The following is a 14,366-nucleotide window of genomic DNA, read 5'->3' on the forward strand; positions in this document are numbered from 1 at the left end:
AGTGGCGCAAGCACTTTTACCTTACACACCAAGTATTATGGTGCAGTGTCGATCTCTACTGGTAGGTAGTGTTTTGGTTCTAGCTTCAACCATTCAGGAAGCACCGTACCAATCGAGATAGATGACCACGTACCAGATAGTACGCCGATAAACATTGCAGTCGAGAAGCCAGCCAAAGCTGAGCCGCCCATAATCCACAGCGCGCCAACGGTGATCAGAGTAGTCCCTGACGTCACCATAGTACGTGAGAATGTCGCCAGTACTGCTTCGTCGTTGATTTGCTCTGTTTTCCAGTTTTGCTTAGCCACCAGCAGTTCACGAATACGGTCTGCGATGATGATCGAGTCATTCAACGAGTAGCCAAGAATTGCCAGAATCGCCGCAAACACCGTTAGGTTGAACTCCATTTGCGTGATTGCAAAGAAGCCGAGAACTAAGATAACGTCGTGTGCCAGAGCAAACAGCGAACCACTTGCCAAACGCCACTCAAAGCGGAAACACAAGTAACCAAGAATCGTCAGTACTGAAATCAATAGTGCTAAACCACCTTGATCAAACAGCTCTTGACCTACTTGAGCACCAACGATGCTGTTACTTACCACATCAACTTGGTGTGAGATTGGTTTAAGCACATCTGCTACGCTCGGTAGTGTTTGACCTTCTGCAGGTGCAGAGTAACGAATCACCCAACGGCCATCTTCACCTGAACGCGTGACTGATGTTGATTCGCCAAGCTTTGGTTGAAGTGCGTTAAGCAGATCATGGTTAGTCAATTGTTTATCGACTTTCACTTCAGTAACCATACCACCAGTGAAGTCTAGACCTAGGTTAAGCCCTTTCATTCCCAGAGCAACAAGAGCAATAATCGTTAGAACTGCCGATACAGCAGTCGTGAAGTAACGAATCTTACGGATATTTTGTTTTAGCATTTCGACCATGATTAAACCCTCACATCACGACGGCCATCGCGGCCCCAAATTAAATTGATCATTGCACGAGAAGCGAATACGCCTGTAAACATACTGGTCATCAGCCCCAAGCCTAGCGTTAGCGCGAAGCCTTGGATTGGACCGTTACCAATCGCGTATAGAATCACAGCAGTGATCATGGTGGTGATGTTGGCATCAAGGATAGTTGCGAATGCACTGTCGAAGCCGAGGTCGATCGCTTGAGCGAAGCTGCGGCCTTCACGCATTTTGTCTTTGATACGTTCGAAGATGATTACGTTGGTATCCACCGCCATACCGACAGTCAGAACCAAACCAGCAATACCAGGAAGCGTTAGTACGGCACCAGGAAGCAGTGCGATTAGACCAAGCAAGCAAAGCATGTTTGCACACAAAGCCACGTTCGCAACCCAACCAAGACGACGGTACCAAAGTGCCATAAATGTCAGGGTTAGACCCATACCTAGTGCTAGAGCAGCAAAACCGTTTTGGATGTTTTCTGCACCTAGAGATGCACCAATTGTACGTTCTTCAACGATCGTCACTGGCGCAGTTAGAGAACCTGCACGCAGAAGCAGCGCAAGCTGTTGTGCTTCATCCATGCTACCCGCACCTGTGATGCGGAATTGGCTACCAAGTTGAGACTGGATAGTTGCAATACTGATGACGCGCTCACTACGCTCTGTCATACCACGTTCATCCGTTTTGTACTCGCGGTATACGGTCGCCATTGGTTTGCCGATGTGTGTTGCAGAGAAGTCACTCATCTTCTTGCCACCCGCGTGGTCTAGAGAGATGTTTACTTCTGACATACCCATTTTGTCGACACCAGCACGTGCGTTTACGATGTGCTCACCGGTTAGTACTGGGCGCTTAGTCAGAATTACTGTACGACCGTCGTTGTCTTTCAATACAAGTTCTTGGCTACTACGAGCTTGACCTGCGTCTTTTACTTCATAGAACGCAAGGCTGGCTGTTGCACCGATAACGTTTTTCGCTTGTGCTGGATCTTGAACACCTGGAAGCTCAATACGGATGCTCTCTTTGCCTTGGCGTTGAACCAACGCTTCTGTAATACCCAGCTCTTCGATACGACCACGCATGATCTTCAAGTTTTGTTGAAGTGTTGTGGTTTGGAATTCTTGGATATTCTGTTCACTTGGTTGAAGCTCAAAACCGCGATCTGAGCCAGTCATTGTCCAACCAGGGTAGTTTTGACGAATGAATTGGCTTGCCGCTCTAAGACCCGCTTCGTTCTCGCTGTTTACTGCGATGTGGTTGTACGCTTCTGCACGAACTTGAACACCGCGAATACGCTCTTCACGCAGATTTGCTTTGATCTCATCAACCAATGCATCACGTTGTTCCTCGAACGCTTTGTTCACATCTACGTTTAGTAGGAATTGCACCCCGCCACGAAGGTCAAGACCAAGTTTGATCGGGCTAAAGCCCATTTCGTTCAACCATTCAGGTGCAACAGAAACGTAAGAGAACGTAATGCTGCCGTCTTTGTCTAGCTGCTCGTTAAGCAATGCGCGTGCTTTACTTTGCGCGTCTTCGCCATCAAAAACGATGGTGGTTTTTCCGTCTTTCTCAATGATCTTAGATGCAGGAATATGATGCGTTTTCAACAGTTGGTCTAGCTGGACCACTGACATCGCACTGTTGCTTTGGTCAGCGAACGTGACCTGAATAGAAGGCTGCTCACCAAACCAGGTTGGGATCGCGCTCAAGGTTAAAATAATAACGGTCGTAATAAGTACGACGTATTTCCATGCTGAGTAATGATTCAGCACTTTTCTGTTCTTTTGTGGTTTTGGTGTTTTCTTCATGTAAACATCATCCCTTCACTGAGCAGTGAAGCTTTAAATAATTAAATTCAAGACACGACAAAACGCTTACCTGAACGATATGCAGGTACAGAATGCCCAGAGATTTAGTGGCCCTGTTGAAGAGTTATCGTGTTAAGAACGCACAAGATGTGCAGAGTGATGGTGCTTACGCAGAAAATTGACTATTAAGCGCGACGTACATGGCGTTGGTTTCTTTCCAGCCGGAAAGACGATGGTCGCTAACAAAGTGATTAAATACAGATTGGTTTTGACGCCAACTGATGTCCATTAGGCTATAAGCGTAGCCAGCATCAGCATAAAATGGCGCATTTAAATCGCCAATGAAGTCAATGTGTTCGTCTTCGATATTCTCACGCAGGTGCGATGTCCAACGTTGAGAATTAAAGATAGCAAGAGAGTCTTGGAAAGCATGGCTTTCAGAAACTGGAGACTGGGTGCTTTCTTCTGTGAATTCCGAAAAATCCACAGGTGAACTTGATGTAGAGCTGGTTGCAGTAAATGGCTGCAACTTGGAGAAGTGAGGCAAATAGGATTTCTGTTCTGCTTGTGCAGCCGACGCCTGCAGTGGCGACAAAGCCATTGCAAGAAGCAACAAAAGCAGTTTTCTAACGTAAATCCAAGGCATGATAGCTCACTTAAAACAAAACGAGCCGAGTTCTTCAACTCAGCTCGGTGATAGTATTCCTATTGCTTATACTTAACAACTAAAAAGTTATAAATCTCTGTTTTCAACCATGGAAAGCAATTGCCATAGGGGCTGACGCGATATTCATCGGTAAAATATTTCGCCTTTATCGACATCCAAATAGATTTTGTTTTCTTGCTCTAGCCCGCCACAATAGATGAAATACACGTTACGCTTCTTATAGGTAACTGAGCGAACCCAACCACCGAGTTCTTCGAAATCACTAGGGTCACAGGTTTCATCATCAAGCAATTGCTGCGTTTTGTTGCGGAACATATCCAAATGCGTTTTTAAATCGTCTGATTTTTGCAGGTAGCCATCCAAGATTTCCAAACGCTCTTGCTCTTTGATAACTGGCTCTGCATCAGACAGCCCTTTTGAATCCACCCACTCAGCCGTTTCTTCACCACCCTCTTGATACACGATGTAATCTGATAGACGGAACCAACCATCGGCTTTTTCAAGCACAGAGACTTTCTCACCTTTGTACAGAGAATCAACGATTAAGGCTTGACGCTCCGGCTTGTTGTACACGTTAATGCGTCGCTCGGTCACGTAGTATTCGGTGATTTCCGGTGCCGGAGCTTCGAGATCCATGATCGGCTTTGGCTTTTCTTCTGGCTCGCTTGGTTGCTCAGGCTCTGGCTTTTGCTCAACCACTGGCTCGTCTTTTTGCATAAAGAAAAAGTAGTACCCGGCTCCTGCTCCGCCTAATAAAAGCAAAATGGCCAACGCTATCAGGGCTTTCTTCATGTTCAATTCCTTTTTCGTTCCTTATGCAGTTGACGCTTCCACACTAACTATACTGATAGAAGATGCATAGCTGACGCGAAACCAATTAACGTGAAAACAAATAATTTCAAAACCAATTATCGTAAAACCATTCATTGCAAAACAATGAACCTGAAAGCCGTAAGCATGAGAAGAATGATGAACAAGTTCATTTGGATATTGTTACTCCTGCCTTTTTCCGCTTTGGCGAATCTTCAATGTGATCACGCATCGTGGAATGACAATCTTACCCAATTCAACCGTTTAGAGTCCAACTACAATGAACATGCAAATTTGTTTAATGAGAGGTTGAGAGAGCACAATGAGCACCAGTTGCTCTCGCAAACCTTCTCAGTTGATGAGCTCACCAATCTTTGGCGAACCCCCTCCAATAAAACCATGTTGAAAAAACAATTGTTGGAGTCCAAAGAGCAACAACAAGAGTTTATTGAGATGTCGCGTTCCATTAATGCGTTGATGCACCACTCACAAAACATCGCAGAGAATTGGAAACGTATTGTTTTTTACTGCCAGAAAGGGGGTTCCAAATCGAATGAAATTTCAGCCAACTGGTATCTCACCAACACCCTTGAGATGCAGGAAGAGTTCCGCGTTTTAGCGGGTAAATATCTCACCTTAGCTAACCAATACGGTAAAGAAATCGAAGTGATAAATTACGCAAAAAATGTTTCCGATTAAATCTGTTCATATTGGGATTGTTCCCTTTTTAAAATTGAGCAATTAACAGACAAACAGGTCAAATAATAGAGATGTACGTCACAATAACGCTTTACTTGCGACCAGTTTTTGGGTAATTTACCGATTAACAAAATTTAATATAAAGTCACATTTGGCTGGAGATGATACTAAACCAATGGTTATCAATCGATTAAGTAACAGGGATTGTCCTAATGCTACCAAAGCCAAGTTTTTGTCAGTAGTTAGGCACGTTAAAGAGTTCGGTTCAATCAGTGATTTGGACCTATGTAAAATCTTCGGAGAGACAATTTGGAGCGATGGGAGGGAATACCATTCAGCCGCGTTCTCATTTAAGGTTGATAGACACACAGGTAACTGTGAGATCTCAAAATACAAATACCAATAAGGCTTAAAAGAACATTTCAAACGGAGACAGGAAACTGGCTCCGTTTTTTATTGCGCGCTATTTGATCAACTTAGGCATCACCACCGTGAAATCATGGTCGGAATACCCCTCGATGAGATAACTCCGCTCACTCAACAGCTTACAATAACGCAGTATTCCCTCTTTGTTGTGGGACTCCAACATCCTCATACTTGGCAATTTAGCCTCATCCAACAAGTTAAAAGCACAAGCCAAATTTGCCGCATGATACATTTTGTCAATCATCTCGACCGTATGGTTCGGGTTCGTTGATTGGTAGTTCAGCGAGCCTGACGCAACCACATAGTCTACTCTAGGCAAGATAAGTTTAGAAAAGTCACCACGCATAAACTGATTTTCTGTTTGGAAGGGACGTCTGCGTGAATCAGCAATAAACCGCCTCTGCTGATCGATACCCACATAAACGCTCGGTCGATGCTCTGCTTGTTCAATGAACGCCAGCAAATCTCCGTAGCCACAGCCAACGTCAAGAATGCTCGCTCCGTCCAAATGCAAGTCACGACAAAGAGCTTCAAAGCGCGTGATTTGGCTAAAGGTGTCTTGCCAACCTAAGGTTCGAGCTTTGTCGGCACCGAACTGCTTGTGTCTTTTTTGGTGGTAATGAGCGATGCGTAATCTATCGAGCCATTTCATAATGCCTTGCTACCTGAGCGTAAGAGTGATCTGTAAACCGTCGTAGTTATGAGTAGACCGGTAGGTTACCGTTGCCTTTAACTTGGCGGATAGCCAGATGAGTATGGATGTCTTTGACGTTTTCAAGCCTTTGCAACTTGCGCGTGAATGCTTCGTAACCCGTGAGATCTTTGCTCACAACTTCTAGCAGATAGTCATACGCTCCGGAAACAACATGGCATGAAATGACCTCTTCCATATCGCTGATCGCTTGCTCAAAGTCATCAATCGATGTTGCCTGATGATTATTGAGGCTGACTTCGACAAACACCGTCATTGCAATTCCTGCTCGCTCCCGAGAAATCATCGCTCGATAGCCACTGATCACCCCTTCTTGCTCGAGGCGTTTGATCCTTCTCGCACAGGGAGAAGCAGAAAGCCCCACCTTATCCGCGAGCTCACTGGTTGTCATCGTCGCGTCTTGCTGTATCAAATCCAATAACAGTCGATCAATTTTATCCATTCCGCCTTCCCTGCCAAGTTTCACCACATATTATCCATACCAAGATGAAATTCACTAAGTTTAAGTTTTATTCGGTCATATTTTGCCACCATTGAGCGTCACTTTCATTCAATAATTAACACATCATTTACAAACACTCGGAATGCCTTATGGCACTTGGATACGCTGCAATCATTACAACGCTTTTTCTTTGGTCAGGTTTTTTTCTCTCTCTGCGCGGAGGCGCGATATCCGATCTTCAGCCTGCAGACATCGCTTTAGCACGCTTTCTTATTCCTGCCGTGGTATTACTGCCGTTCGTACTCAAGTCCATGAACAAAATACGCGCTGTGCCAAGTAAGTATTTGCTCGGCATCATTGTAGGCAGTGGTCTGCCTTATCTTCTGATTGCAGGTACTGCGATGCACTATGCGCCTGTTTCTCATGGCAGTGCTTTAATTCCAGGGACGTTACCGCTATTTGTCTCTGCTATCGCTGTCTTGTGTTATCAACAACCATTGAGTCAACATCGCATTATTGGCTTATCAGCCGTATTACTAGGCATTCTGGTGTTTTTATTGTCCAACTTAGGGGCCGAATACAACTGGCTACAACTTAAGGGACACAGCTTATTTTTGGTTGGCAGCCTGATGTGGGCAATCTTTACGATTAGTGCGCGCGTGGCGAACTTAAACGCCTATGTTTGCGCAGGTTTTGTATCGGTCATTTCTTTTGCCATGCTCGTTATCGCCGTGGGGTTTGGTTGGCTTGATAGCTACCTTGCGACAACGCCTATCAAACAATGGCCTTGGAATGAATTAGTTGGTCACCTAATGCTGCAAGGGGTTGGCGCTGGTCTGATTGCCTCTTTCACCTTTCTTTATGCCGTTAGAACGATAGGAGCGGAAGCCAGTGCTGCATTTGGGTCCTTAACGCCCGTGTTGGCAACTTTATTAGCGATTCCAGTCTTTAACGAACAACCTGATACTCTCACTTGGTGTGCGTTGCTGCTTGTCACCTGTGGTAGTATCGTCGCAAGTAATGTCTTGATGAGACAAGATCCTAGCCAAAATTATCGGCCCCCTGTTCACAGATAAGAACAAAAATGCATAACTTTTCATCTCTCCTATTGAAAGCAAAAACAGCGATTTGATAGCCTACTGCGATAAGAATTTAAAACGTCAGAAGTTATGCCTTCAACTCACACTAATGATGAACTGCATAAGTTCCTAAAAACAGGAATGCGAGTCTCGATTAACTTCGAGTTTGGTCCGGAAGAAAAGTACATTTATGCTGCAACGTATCTAGGGTTAAAAGAAAACGCGTATATTATTCTCGATATACCCACTCGCTTACTCGAAGAGCAAGCACTAAGAAAGCTCAACAATGTAGACGTTGTTATTCGCGGTGTGTCCGATACCGACCTCGGGCACGTTGTTGCGTTTAAAACCAGTGTATTAATGAACTTGCTACGCCCTTCCCCACTGCTGTTTGTGAGGACTCCAGCCACTTTCGCTACGAAGCCAGTAAGAGGGCATGAGCGATATAAATTGCAATTGGCATGTACTATCGATCACATGAGCAATAGGTACGAAAGCAACTTAGTCGATTTCTCGCTCTCCGGTTGTGGCATTTCCACATTGATTGAACCAGAGTTCGCCGTTGGTGACACCATCACCATCGAATCTCCCCTCAGCGGGCATATCGATGAGGAAAACCGCTGCTCTGTGGCCAATATCAAAAAGCTTCAAAAAGGTTGGATTATCGGCGTAAAGTTCGCTGAACCGCTCAACATGACCGACGATCTCAAGAACGAGCTCTTAGAGCACTCCTTCTCGGCTAACACGATTTAGCGATAAGCCTTAATAGGCATGAGTTTGCACGAAATAAAAAGGAGCATTACGCTCCCTTCTTCACTTTTATTAATCAACTTCGCCCCTAACTTATCACTGCCATTTAACCGTTAGGTTCTTTCTACCAAGAAACGTTGTTTGAAATCGACAAACGCCTCATGTAACGCATTCTCTTTAATTGGCTTCAGCATGACATAGTTTGCACCTGCCGCCATAAACGCATCACTGGTTTCTTTCGCCGTGTCTGCTGTACACGCGTAAATTGGCGTTCCAAGCCTCAAGTTCTGGCGAATCTCGTGCGTTGTCTCTATACCACCAAGGTGAGGCAATTGATTATCCATGAGGATCAGATCGTAAGTGGTATCAGAGAGGAGCTCCATCGCTTCCAGCCCATCTTTCGCCCAATCCACCTGCATTTTATACTTCTTGCAGAAAGCCTGAAGGATAAACGCATTGGTATGGTTATCTTCCACCAGCAGCACTTTTAAACTTTCATCAAACAAAGCTTCCGGCTTGATACGTTGACTGACCTCAAGAGGCCTTAAGACACGCTCACGATCTTTTACTGGAAGTGTTATGACAAATGTTGTTCCCACTCCCTTGCTACTGCGGACCTGAACATCACCTTCTAACATATCGACTAGGTTCTTAACGATTGTCAAACCTAGGCCGCTACCGCCATATTCGCGCGTGGTTGTCGCCTCTTCTTGCACAAAAGGTTCGAACATTTGGTCGAGCTTATCGCTTTCAATACCGATACCAGTATCAGTCAGTTCCACAACTAACACGCTGTTCTCCGCACCATAGAATTGTTCCAGTTCTGCGTGCAGTCGAATCGAGCCAGTCGGCGTGAACTTGACGGCATTGCTTACTAAGTTAAATAGAATCTGATTCAAGCGGACTTGATCGGTGAAGATTTCAACATTCGGGTCAAGCTCATTCTCGATGACCAACTCAACCTCTTTATTTGTGCAAATCGGACGATAAATATTTTCCAATGTACGCATGGTATCGGTGAAAGAGAACGGGTGTTTCTGAATATTGAACTTACCCTGCTCTATCTTTGAGAAATCAAGAATATCGTTCAATACTGCAAGCAGGTGCTCGCCACTGTGGCACAGGACGTCGATTTGATTCTTCTGCTCTTGTGTATCGACAGAGTCTTTCAATAATTGTGCAACACCTAAAATGCCGTTTATTGGCGTACGAATTTCATGGCTCATTTTAGCAAGGAAGTCTGCACGTGCTTGCGCCGATTTTTCTGCTTCTCTACGCGCAATGTTACTCTGCTTCTCGGCTTCGATAAGTGTTGTAATATCTTGGCCTTGCACAATAATGCCACTGATATCGCCATCAACTCGAATTGGTGACAAGTTCCATCGGTAGATCTTATTACCAATAGGCACGTTGACCCCAGTCAGCGTCGCACCTTGAGCCGCCATTTTAAGGTGTGGGGTTAATTTCTCTTTAAAGCCTTGGAAGACCGGATGCATGATTTCATGATCGTCTTCGATCACTAATTCTTTGCGCGCGGCAGGGTTCATCTGAATCAGGACACTCTCTTCAGACCAAACCATGATGGGTGATAAGGCAAAATTAAACAGATCTCGGAACGACTTCTTCTGCGCTTCAAGCTCTTCGAATGTACTCTCAAGAGTTGAACCGATGTGATCAAACTCCTCAATATCCGAACCACCAAATCGTTCAAACCCTTTTTCTTCACGAGCAGAGCGGGTGTAAGACATCAAAGATTCTAACTGCGCCGAAACTTTACTCTCAATCCATTCTCTACTCATTAAGGCAATCATGATCATTCCGATGATCGATGCAAGCATGGCTAGAATATGTTGGATTTGTAATGTTACCACACTCTGATTATCTTGAACCTTCAACAAGCAAAGCTCTGTGGTCATTGCATTCACCACGATTGGCGTTTCTATCACCAACAGTTTGTCAAGTCTTTTATCTGAGCCCTTACGGTGTAGTACATCAGCTACGTTATAAGGCTCATCACCAATCAAAGAATTTGCTAAAGGCACGCTATCAGCGACAAGCACCACATTGTCGACGTTACTTTCACTCTTGAGCTTTTCCATCAAAGCGAAGTTGTTGTCTAAGACGACTGCATTAAACGAGAAACCAAGCACCTCTCCTGTTGGAGGGTCTAGGATCGGTACACGGCGCACGAGCATGTGTCTAGAACCAATCGAGGTCATGACATTAATGTAATACCAGTTGTTACTGAAACTGACCCGATTGGCAAGGCTATCAAGGATAAGGTCATTCACACCATAGAAATGCGCATTTCCATCGTCCCAAATAATGCCTTTGTGGTCCGTTAGAAAGCGGAATTCTGGTGTGTGCGACGGATCGCTTTGGTCGATGCTGAGGAAGAAAAAGTTAAGTGCATCCGTGTCGCGATAAGTGTAAAAATCACGAATGACTTCACTCTTGGAATTACTGTCATGGTGTATTTGGATCGCCGCAAAGTGGCTATCAAATATATTGTGAATTAGTGCAGAGGTTTGCTGTTTGGCTCGATCTACTTCTTGCCAAATGATTTGCTTGGAGAAGTAATAGCTCTGAATAAAAATCCCCAGAATAATTGGGGCAAGAACTAAAATGATGATCTTTGTTATGAGCGTCGCCAGCGAACGACGATTTTTAATGTTTGATAGCGTTGTCGTCATCAATTATCTGAGTATCTAAATGCGCGCTTTTTCAGCGTTTCGATTCTCTCCGGTGAATCTGCCTTTGTTACGATTTCAAAGTCACCTGAGTATACGGTCGGAACTGGTTTATCTTCCAAGTCCCACTTAATCGCTTCTGCCATAGCTATGCCAGTATCATCATTCATACGCATGACAGTGATATCTAAATCACCCTTCTGGATAGCATCTAACTCAGCAGAGCCTCCACCCCAGCCATTGATCATAATTTCTTCACGTCCCAACTCAGCCAGTGCGTCTACTGCACCCAATGCTACATCGGTCGAACATGCATAGATAAAATCAACATCTGGATGTTTTGCTAAACTCGCTTTCGCAGCATCATAGCCGGATTGCTTGGTGGCCTTCGTGTAATACGCTGATTGTAGCTCAAAGTTATTATCGCGGTTTACTTGGTGAATAAAAGTATCACCTCTCACATCGCTAATATAACCTTCAGAAAAGTAGAGTACGCTGTAATATGTGTGTTTTGGGAAGAACTTTCCGAATTCTGTTGCCAATTCACGACTGCCTTCTGCGTGGTCAAATCCGACATATAAAAACGGTTGATGTTTGTCCCACTCACGGACTGGTGTAGTGATATTTTGCAAGATCAATTTGGTGTTCGTTGAGTCCAAAACGTGCTCAACAAATTTACGGTGTCTTGTCGTATCAAGCGTGAAAATCAAGTAATCCGATTTGCTCTTGAGCGCTTCCATTAATGACAAGCTTTGTTGCTTGATATCAGCATTTGGACGAGTAAACACTTGGTTCAGTTGGTAGTTAATATTCAACTTATCCAAACGTTTTTCGAATGCTGCAATATTTCTGACCCAGTAATCTGAAACTTGTTGCCCTGGGTAAACCACTGATATTTTGAGCGGGCGTTTTGTCGGTTTAGACAGTGGGACCGGCTGTTCTCGTACTGCTTCTGATAAAGCATTAGTGAGATTTCGTTGCTCGGGAAATTCGTCCAAAAACTCTTGATAACCCCAGTACCCATTCAAAACTTGTGTTGCTTGAGACACTGGAGAAAAACCGACTATAGAAATCAGGGAAAATAATAACGCTTTCTTCATCTATTGCTCTTTTAGTTTTTATCGAGCATGGATCTGCTCTTGTGTTTGCCTAGCCGAGTCATCCTTTGCCCTAATCAATTTATCTTCCATAAATTGCCCGTTTAAGCCGAACGGGCATCAATGTATTATGTGGTACAACCGCTCGAAATGATACCCACAACTATTAATAATTCGCCCACACGCGTAAAAAATAAACCGCCATTTAAAGGCGGTTTATTTTTTGTCATTTTGGGTATTCATTCGAGGAAAAAATACAGAACGAGTCGCTCAAATTCGCACTTTTTGACTGCCGATACCTCTATATTGGCTGGCAATACATTGCACTTATGACTATTACACGTAAACCTTCCCAATAAACGAATTAGCGAGCCCCACCTTTTTTACACGAGTAAAAAACGAGTGATTGGTCTTCACCAACTTGAATCGCCCCACGTTCTTGAACCAGTAACTCTTTTTTAGTTTTAGTTAACTGTTTGATGAAGTATTCCGCTTTCATAGCCATACTTTTGTTTTCAAAAGCACAGGACCACTCAAGTACAAGCGGCCCTTTTCCTTTTAGTGCTTTCGCGCCTTTACCACTTTGGTGCTGATTGAAACGCCTCTCCACGTTATTCGTTACCCCGCAATACAAAGCATTGCGGTTGTTGCGAATCAGATAAACACTCCAACGTTGCTCGGCAGTATCACTCATGAAAGCAAAGATTCAACCTGCTCTTTCAAAGCGGCAAGCTCTTCACGTAACTCTGCGACTTCTTGCTCAAGCTGTGTAATACGTTCAGAGACCGCAGAAGAAGGTGCCGTCGTTGCTACCGCAAGCTCACTGACATCCACTTCACCGCAGAACAAATGCATATATCGTGATTCACGCTTACCGGCTTCTCGAGGTAGCTTCACGACTAATGGGCCCTTTTCATCATTAGCAAGGTACTCAAGTACATTTTCAACTTCTTTAACATCGTTGAAAGTCGCAAGACGGTTTGTGCGAGTGCGGATCTCACCTGGCGTTTGTGCACCACGAAGCAGCATGCAGCATACGATGCCTTTCTCTTGTTCCGTTAGTTTTAGATCGCCAAACTCGGTATTGCAGAATCGATGTTGGTACTTGCTCACGCGACTGTTGAAGCCACTTTCGTCGCTCACTAAACGGCGTTCGATCAACGCATCAACTGCGTCCAGTACGTCAGCTTCGGATAGCGACATTACTGGCTCACGATTGCTCTTTTGGTTGCATGCGTTAGTCAATGCGTTAAGGCTGAGAGGATATTGGTCGGGGGTGGTCACTTCTTTTTCGATTAAGCAGCCAATTACTCGTGCTTCAATTGCCGTTAGCTCAACTTTCATAATGCATTTCCTTATTATTGTTGCATTTGAATTTGGGTATCAGGCTAAAGCATAGCGCATGGACCTGACACCCTTTGCGAATCGGGTTAGGTCTTAATGCTCTGAGAGAATCGACACTTTGGTCATCTTCCCATTCTCATCAATCATCATTATCTTTGAACGGTTCAGTTCAACTTCGGTGATTTCGAGTTGCGTCCTCGCCGCCACATATGCGGCTTTGAGCTTCGTTGCCATAGAGTCGTCATGGGATTCGACATCTTGGTTTTCGACTTGCTCCGCAATAGTTCCAGAGTTCATTTCGAGCTTCATATCTTTATCTTGAATGCTATCGATAATATAGCGAAGGCCCCAGCATGACAACGAGTCCCTGCGTTCAAGTGAGCAACATTCACGCTTTTAACGCGCGATTGTTAATACCACATCAAAATTGGTGGATAAATGTTCAACCCTGCCGCGCGTTTGATCTAAAGACTGTTATGCCACGAGATGTTGTGCTTTAATCGAGTCAGATATTCACAAATTAGGAAAGGGAACCATGAGTAGCGTATTTGAAATCGTGAACCAAGCTCGTCGTAAAAACAAACTAAAACGTGAGCTGCTTGATAACGAAAAAAAAGTTCGTGACAATCGTAAACGTGTAGACCTACTAGAAAACCTACTAGACTACATCAAGCCAGAAATGACTCACGACGAGATCGTTGCAATCATCAAAAACATGAAAGCTGACTACGAAGACCGCGTTGACGATCACATCATCAAGAGTGCAGAAATCTCTAAAGCACGCCGTGATATCAGCCGTCGTATCCGTGAGCTAACAGAAGAAGACAAGCAAACTAGCGGTAAAAAATAAGCCGACTTAGTTGCCATATTC

Annotated in this window: 15 protein-coding genes; 4 read left to right on the forward strand and 11 right to left on the reverse strand. The window is 44.5% G+C overall.

Annotation, left to right across the window (positions count from 1 at the left end; translation table 11 throughout):
* Nucleotides 1-35: 35 nt before the first annotated feature.
* The 4 genes from secF to A8140_RS20225 all read right to left on the reverse strand — a co-directional run bounded on the left by secF (nt 36) and on the right by A8140_RS20225 (nt 4,238).
* Nucleotides 36-938, reverse strand: coding sequence for a protein translocase subunit SecF (gene secF / locus A8140_RS20210; protein ID WP_005532550.1), 903 nt, complete (start codon nt 936-938; stop codon nt 36-38).
* Between the two features lie 2 nt (nt 939-940).
* The gene (secD, locus tag A8140_RS20215) at nt 941-2,779 is read right to left on the reverse strand and encodes a protein translocase subunit SecD (RefSeq protein WP_005532549.1); all 1,839 of its coding nucleotides are present in this window, start codon (nt 2,777-2,779) and stop codon (nt 941-943) included.
* A 166-nt stretch (nt 2,780-2,945) separates the two neighbouring features.
* On the reverse strand, nt 2,946-3,425 hold the full coding sequence (locus A8140_RS20220) for a hypothetical protein (RefSeq protein ID WP_005532548.1): 480 nt from the start codon (nt 3,423-3,425) through the stop codon (nt 2,946-2,948).
* A gap of 144 nt (nt 3,426-3,569) precedes the next feature.
* On the reverse strand, nt 3,570-4,238 hold the full coding sequence (locus A8140_RS20225) for an SH3 domain-containing protein (protein ID WP_005532547.1): 669 nt from the start codon (nt 4,236-4,238) through the stop codon (nt 3,570-3,572).
* A 90-nt stretch (nt 4,239-4,328) separates the two neighbouring features.
* Between A8140_RS20225 and A8140_RS20230 the strand changes: the two genes are divergently transcribed.
* Nucleotides 4,329-4,955 (forward strand): ATPase, encoded by a 627-nt coding sequence (locus A8140_RS20230; RefSeq protein ID WP_227740714.1) that lies wholly within the window; start codon nt 4,329-4,331, stop codon nt 4,953-4,955.
* Nucleotides 4,956-5,418: 463 nt separating this feature from the next.
* Here the strand turns inward: A8140_RS20230 and A8140_RS20240 are convergent, their stop codons facing one another.
* Nucleotides 5,419-6,033, reverse strand: a complete 615-nt coding sequence (locus A8140_RS20240; protein WP_005532545.1) for a class I SAM-dependent methyltransferase — start codon at nt 6,031-6,033, stop codon at nt 5,419-5,421.
* A 46-nt stretch (nt 6,034-6,079) separates the two neighbouring features.
* Nucleotides 6,080-6,535 carry an Lrp/AsnC family transcriptional regulator gene (locus A8140_RS20245; protein ID WP_005532544.1) on the reverse strand — a complete coding sequence of 152 codons (456 nt, stop codon included), beginning with the start codon at nt 6,533-6,535 and terminating at the stop codon, nt 6,080-6,082.
* A 149-nt stretch (nt 6,536-6,684) separates the two neighbouring features.
* On the opposite strand from A8140_RS20245, the gene A8140_RS20250 reads away from it, so the two are divergent.
* Both A8140_RS20250 and A8140_RS20255 read left to right on the forward strand, forming a co-directional pair.
* On the forward strand, nt 6,685-7,611 hold the full coding sequence (locus A8140_RS20250) for a DMT family transporter (RefSeq protein WP_005532543.1): 927 nt from the start codon (nt 6,685-6,687) through the stop codon (nt 7,609-7,611).
* A 93-nt stretch (nt 7,612-7,704) separates the two neighbouring features.
* Entirely contained in the window at nt 7,705-8,367 is a 663-nt protein-coding gene (locus A8140_RS20255) for a PilZ domain-containing protein (RefSeq protein WP_005532542.1), read from the forward strand.
* Between the two features lie 110 nt (nt 8,368-8,477).
* Here A8140_RS20255 and luxQ read toward each other — a convergent pair whose 3' ends face one another.
* The 5 genes from luxQ to A8140_RS20280 all read right to left on the reverse strand — a co-directional run bounded on the left by luxQ (nt 8,478) and on the right by A8140_RS20280 (nt 13,792).
* Nucleotides 8,478-11,057 carry a quorum-sensing autoinducer 2 sensor kinase/phosphatase LuxQ gene (luxQ, locus tag A8140_RS20260; RefSeq protein ID WP_005532541.1) on the reverse strand — a complete coding sequence of 860 codons (2,580 nt, stop codon included), beginning with the start codon at nt 11,055-11,057 and terminating at the stop codon, nt 8,478-8,480.
* Complete coding sequence (locus A8140_RS20265; protein ID WP_005532540.1) at nt 11,057-12,154, reverse strand: autoinducer 2-binding periplasmic protein LuxP; 1,098 nt, start codon at nt 12,152-12,154, stop codon at nt 11,057-11,059. The genes luxQ and A8140_RS20265 overlap by 1 nt, the downstream gene beginning before the upstream one ends.
* A 361-nt stretch (nt 12,155-12,515) precedes the next feature.
* Entirely contained in the window at nt 12,516-12,845 is a 330-nt protein-coding gene (locus A8140_RS20270) for a GIY-YIG nuclease family protein (protein WP_005532539.1), read from the reverse strand.
* Entirely contained in the window at nt 12,842-13,495 is a 654-nt protein-coding gene (locus tag A8140_RS20275) for a YceH family protein (RefSeq protein ID WP_005532538.1), read from the reverse strand. Before A8140_RS20275 ends, A8140_RS20270 begins: the two co-directional genes overlap by 4 nt.
* Before the next feature lie 93 nt (nt 13,496-13,588).
* Entirely contained in the window at nt 13,589-13,792 is a 204-nt protein-coding gene (locus A8140_RS20280; RefSeq protein ID WP_005433391.1) for a hypothetical protein, read from the reverse strand.
* A gap of 238 nt (nt 13,793-14,030) precedes the next feature.
* Between A8140_RS20280 and A8140_RS20285 the strand changes: the two genes are divergently transcribed.
* Nucleotides 14,031-14,345: a DUF496 family protein gene (locus A8140_RS20285; RefSeq protein ID WP_005373603.1), complete on the forward strand. Its 315-nt coding sequence runs from the start codon at nt 14,031-14,033 to the stop codon at nt 14,343-14,345.
* The last annotated feature ends 21 nt before the right edge of the window (nt 14,346-14,366 follow it).

This window comes from Vibrio campbellii CAIM 519 = NBRC 15631 = ATCC 25920, assembly GCF_002163755.1.
Lineage (GTDB): Bacteria > Pseudomonadota > Gammaproteobacteria > Enterobacterales > Vibrionaceae > Vibrio > Vibrio campbellii.

What these genes read in the sequence shown, in the direction of transcription:
- secF (WP_005532550.1), bottom strand. Translation starts at nt 938, where the DNA reads ATGGTCGAAATGCTAAAACAAAATATCCGTAAGATTCGTTACTTCACG.
- secD (WP_005532549.1), bottom strand. Translation starts at nt 2,779, where the DNA reads ATGAAGAAAACACCAAAACCACAAAAGAACAGAAAAGTGCTGAATCAT.
- A8140_RS20220 (WP_005532548.1), bottom strand. Translation starts at nt 3,425, where the DNA reads ATGCCTTGGATTTACGTTAGAAAACTGCTTTTGTTGCTTCTTGCAATG.
- A8140_RS20225 (WP_005532547.1), bottom strand. Translation starts at nt 4,238, where the DNA reads ATGAAGAAAGCCCTGATAGCGTTGGCCATTTTGCTTTTATTAGGCGGA.
- A8140_RS20240 (WP_005532545.1), bottom strand. Translation starts at nt 6,033, where the DNA reads ATGAAATGGCTCGATAGATTACGCATCGCTCATTACCACCAAAAAAGA.
- A8140_RS20245 (WP_005532544.1), bottom strand. Translation starts at nt 6,535, where the DNA reads ATGGATAAAATTGATCGACTGTTATTGGATTTGATACAGCAAGACGCG.
- A8140_RS20250 (WP_005532543.1), top strand. Translation starts at nt 6,685, where the DNA reads ATGGCACTTGGATACGCTGCAATCATTACAACGCTTTTTCTTTGGTCA.
- A8140_RS20255 (WP_005532542.1), top strand. Translation starts at nt 7,705, where the DNA reads ATGCCTTCAACTCACACTAATGATGAACTGCATAAGTTCCTAAAAACA.
- luxQ (WP_005532541.1), bottom strand. Translation starts at nt 11,057, where the DNA reads ATGACGACAACGCTATCAAACATTAAAAATCGTCGTTCGCTGGCGACG.
- A8140_RS20265 (WP_005532540.1), bottom strand. Translation starts at nt 12,154, where the DNA reads ATGAAGAAAGCGTTATTATTTTCCCTGATTTCTATAGTCGGTTTTTCT.
- A8140_RS20270 (WP_005532539.1), bottom strand. Translation starts at nt 12,845, where the DNA reads ATGAGTGATACTGCCGAGCAACGTTGGAGTGTTTATCTGATTCGCAAC.
- A8140_RS20275 (WP_005532538.1), bottom strand. Translation starts at nt 13,495, where the DNA reads ATGAAAGTTGAGCTAACGGCAATTGAAGCACGAGTAATTGGCTGCTTA.
- A8140_RS20280 (WP_005433391.1), bottom strand. Translation starts at nt 13,792, where the DNA reads ATGAACTCTGGAACTATTGCGGAGCAAGTCGAAAACCAAGATGTCGAA.
- A8140_RS20285 (WP_005373603.1), top strand. Translation starts at nt 14,031, where the DNA reads ATGAGTAGCGTATTTGAAATCGTGAACCAAGCTCGTCGTAAAAACAAA.